Origin of the sequence: Sphaerospermopsis reniformis (genome assembly GCF_005402885.1) — a bacterium.
Classification (GTDB): Bacteria; Cyanobacteriota; Cyanobacteriia; order Cyanobacteriales; family Nostocaceae; genus Sphaerospermopsis; species Sphaerospermopsis kisseleviana.
The window spans coordinates 1-3,279 of record NZ_BJCE01000371.1; the positions used below are offsets into that span (position 1 = coordinate 1).

At 38.2% G+C, this 3,279-nt stretch carries 3 protein-coding genes; 1 reads left to right on the plus strand and 2 read right to left on the minus strand.

The window, feature by feature from the left end:
• The coding region (locus tag FFR48_RS26465) for a CsbD family protein (protein WP_162501978.1) at positions 1-450 on the minus strand (450 nt) is incomplete at its 3' end.
• On the opposite strand from FFR48_RS26465, the gene nagZ reads away from it, so the two are divergent.
• Complete coding sequence (nagZ, locus tag FFR48_RS26470; RefSeq protein ID WP_137669409.1) at positions 396-1,475, plus strand: beta-N-acetylhexosaminidase; 1,080 nt, start codon at positions 396-398, stop codon at positions 1,473-1,475. The two genes, FFR48_RS26465 and nagZ, sit on opposite strands and share 55 nt — an antisense overlap.
• 486 nt (positions 1,476-1,961) lie before the next feature.
• Here the strand turns inward: nagZ and FFR48_RS26475 are convergent, their stop codons facing one another.
• Positions 1,962-2,192 (minus strand): hypothetical protein, encoded by a 231-nt coding sequence (locus tag FFR48_RS26475; protein ID WP_096572427.1) that lies wholly within the window; start codon positions 2,190-2,192, stop codon positions 1,962-1,964.
• Positions 2,193-3,279 lie beyond the last annotated feature (1,087 nt).

Sequence of the window (3,279 nt, forward strand, 5' to 3'; positions counted from 1 at the left end):
GAAGACGAGAGAGGTCTGGTCGCTGATGGTGAGAGTCCGACGCTGTGTGATGTCGTATTCGTCGTCGTTCTGATCTGTCTCTAAGTACCTACGCGATCTTCCCCGACGCGACGGCTCTGCGTTCTGTTTCTCGTCACGCCGGTCTACTGACCTGTGACTGGTGACTGGTGATTGGTGACTGGTGACTGGTGACTGGTGACTGGTGACTGGTGACTGGTGACTGGGGAAACAGGAAATATTTACTTTCTCCTGCCTTCTGCCTTCTGCCTTCTGCCTCCTGCCTTCTGCCTCCTGCCTTCTGCCTTCTGCCTCGTGCCTTCTGCCTTCTGCCTCGTGCCTTCTGCCTTCTGCCTTCTGCCTCCTGCCTCCTGCCTCCTGCCTCCTGCCTCCTGAATATGAAAGATTTACAAAAATTTGGTAATCATTTAATTCTTGGTGTTTCTGGTACAACTCTTAGTGATGATGATAAGCGGGCATTGAGTGAGTTAAAACCCGTGGGGGTGATTTTTTTCGCTAAAAACTTTCTTGATGGTGTTCCTTATCCAGTTTGGTTAGAGAAGTTTAAAGATTTACTTAAACAAATTAAAGAATATACTGAACGGAAAACTCTATTTACCAGCCTCGATCATGAGGGTGGAAGGGTTGTCAGAACTCCATTTCCTATTACTCGTTTTCCTTGTGCTTATTTGGTGAAGTCCCAAGCTTATCAAGTAGCCAAAGCTACATCTATAGAATTAAAATCACTGGGAATTAATCTTTCTTTTTCCCCTGTCGCTGATATTTTTTCCAACCCCCAAAACCCCATTATTGGTTCTCGCGCTTTTGGTATCACTCCCAAAACTGCTAGTCAGAGTGCGCGGGAATATTATCAAGGACTCAGGGAAGAGGGTATACTTGGTTGTGCTAAACACTTTCCTGGACACGGAGACACTAGCACAGATTCTCATTTAGAGTTACCAATATTAAATTTAAGTTTAGAAGATTTACGAAACAGAGAGTTAATCCCTTTTCAAGCATTAATTCAGGAACAAATACCGCTAATTATGACAGCACATATTTTGTTCCCGCAAATTGATCCAGAAGTTCCAGCGACATTATCTAAAACTATTTTAAATCACATTTTACGCCAAGAATTAAATTTTAAGGGCGTGATTGTTTCTGATGATTTAGATATGAAAGCTGTTGCGGATATGTTCATGCGTCCGGGAACAGTAGCACGGGCTTTTAATGCTGGATGTGATTTATTTATAGTATCACGAAATATCAATTCTTCCTCTCTAGAAAGAACCTATAAAATAGCCGAAGATTTTACTCATTGTTTGAGTAATGGTAGTTTAAATGAAGAAATAGTAGAAGCTGCTAGGGCAAGAGTCGAAAATTTATTAGAAATTACACCTCAATATCCAGTTTATCAACTGGAGAAAGAGGTTTTATTCAATCATGCAGAGTTAGCTATTACTTGCTGTTTTGAGTAAACATCTGGTTATATAGCGTTTCCCAGTCTCATGAGGTACACCCTAATTTATTTACTGTTCCCAATTCCCAATTCCCAATTCCCAATTCCCTAAGATAAAAAACTCTGTACCTCACTAACTTGGTAAATGCTATAAAGTAGAGACGTTCCATGGAACGTCTCTACAACTTCTCAAAGAAGTCGGGTATCTGGTTATTCATGAATTGGATTAAAAGCGGGATTTATTTTTAGTAGTTGAATCTTAGTGGAAGAAGCCTATAAATAGGACATGCTGAGAAAGTCTTTCCATGAGGGGATAGGAGTCAGGAGTCAGGAGTCAGGAGGAAGTTTAAAAATTCCTTTTCCATCTCTCGAAATACCAAAAAATGCACACTTTTTCACGTATACCCTTCAAAACCCTTGCACTTTTTTCCTATTTATCAGCCTCAAACTTTTGATTTATCTGCGTTTTGCATTTTTTCAGCAAACCCTAAATAAATCAATTTTGCTAGTCTTCCCAGCCTTGGTATTGGGCTAACAACGCTTCCTTATCTGTGATGCTACCAACTTCTGGGGGACTCAAGTAAGCAATACCCAATGCTTTGAGATATCTGCTGTAATTGAACTTACTTTTATCCTCTTTACCACCTTGTTCACCTTGTTCACCTTGACCACCGTTAATATTAGCAGCAAGTTCAGGAGTGAGTTCAGCAAATAATTCATTTTTGATGTTTAACATCAGTTTTTCTCCAAAATTCACCTGGGAAATAACGTTAGTTGAAAAATGATTTTTGTTATTCAACTAATCGCTTGATTTCTATAGTAAGTTTCATAATTTTTAATTACCTCCGAATTAGATAATTTAATTTAGGTACTAATTTTAATATTGTCCAACTGCTGCGAGTTATTGAGATTAATATAAAAATTCTCTGACATATATAACGTAAAGTTTACGTTTTCAGCAAATGAGTTTTGGCTGATTTGTCAATAAGCGAGTTATTGAGAAATCAGTTAAAAATATTAGCTGTTAAATGCTGTAACTATTGTGTGGTAATGCTTCCAATATTTGCACTTAGTAATATCAATTTTTCTATCTCAGTAATATTTGGATGCAAGCTGGTTATGGATTAAGCTTTAGATGAGAAAATGCAACATTTATTAATATAAGAAGATATTTTAAAAGTCCTCATGGTGTATCACATATTTTTAGATCCCCTTTTCAAGGGGGTTGGGAGGATCAAAACCTGATTTGTAAACAAACATATAAAAGTATTTACAACCAAGCAGCATACATAGTAAGACCAGTATCACCCACACACGACTAACTGGTAACACTACTGGTAATGCTACCAAAGGATAAATTTGTGTTTGAAAAAAGAACCTTAAATTTAGCTATATCATTAGACATTTCCACAATAGAATGTATTAGACTTCTCCGAAAAAGATGTAGCGACAATTCATGAATTGTCCCTACGAATGGGTTTCAGGTTATGCTTATGTAATTTTCGGAGATATCTATTAATTTGTCATAATTTGTAGGGGCGAAGCTTATGGGCGATAATTTAACGGAAAAATCAGACATCTAGATATCCCATAAGCTTCGCCCTGCCCCCATAAATAGGTTCCATAATTTCCTTTCTGGAGATGTCTATTCTGTTTTGTCGGTGATGTGGGTTATGATCCCGATGATATGTACAATCTTGACACTCTGCGGTCTAAAGACACGCAGATTCTTTAAGACTTGCTCAAAAGGGATAGTCAATTATCCCCCTACGCGCTCAAAACAACTACCAGTACGACAGGTATTGCAATTGCGTTTACTTTTA

Excerpts from the sequence above, each read along its gene's own strand:
- FFR48_RS26475 (WP_096572427.1), bottom strand. The coding sequence starts at position 2,192 with ATGTTAAACATCAAAAATGAATTATTTGCTGAACTCACTCCTGAACTT.
- nagZ (WP_137669409.1), top strand. The coding sequence starts at position 396 with ATGAAAGATTTACAAAAATTTGGTAATCATTTAATTCTTGGTGTTTCT.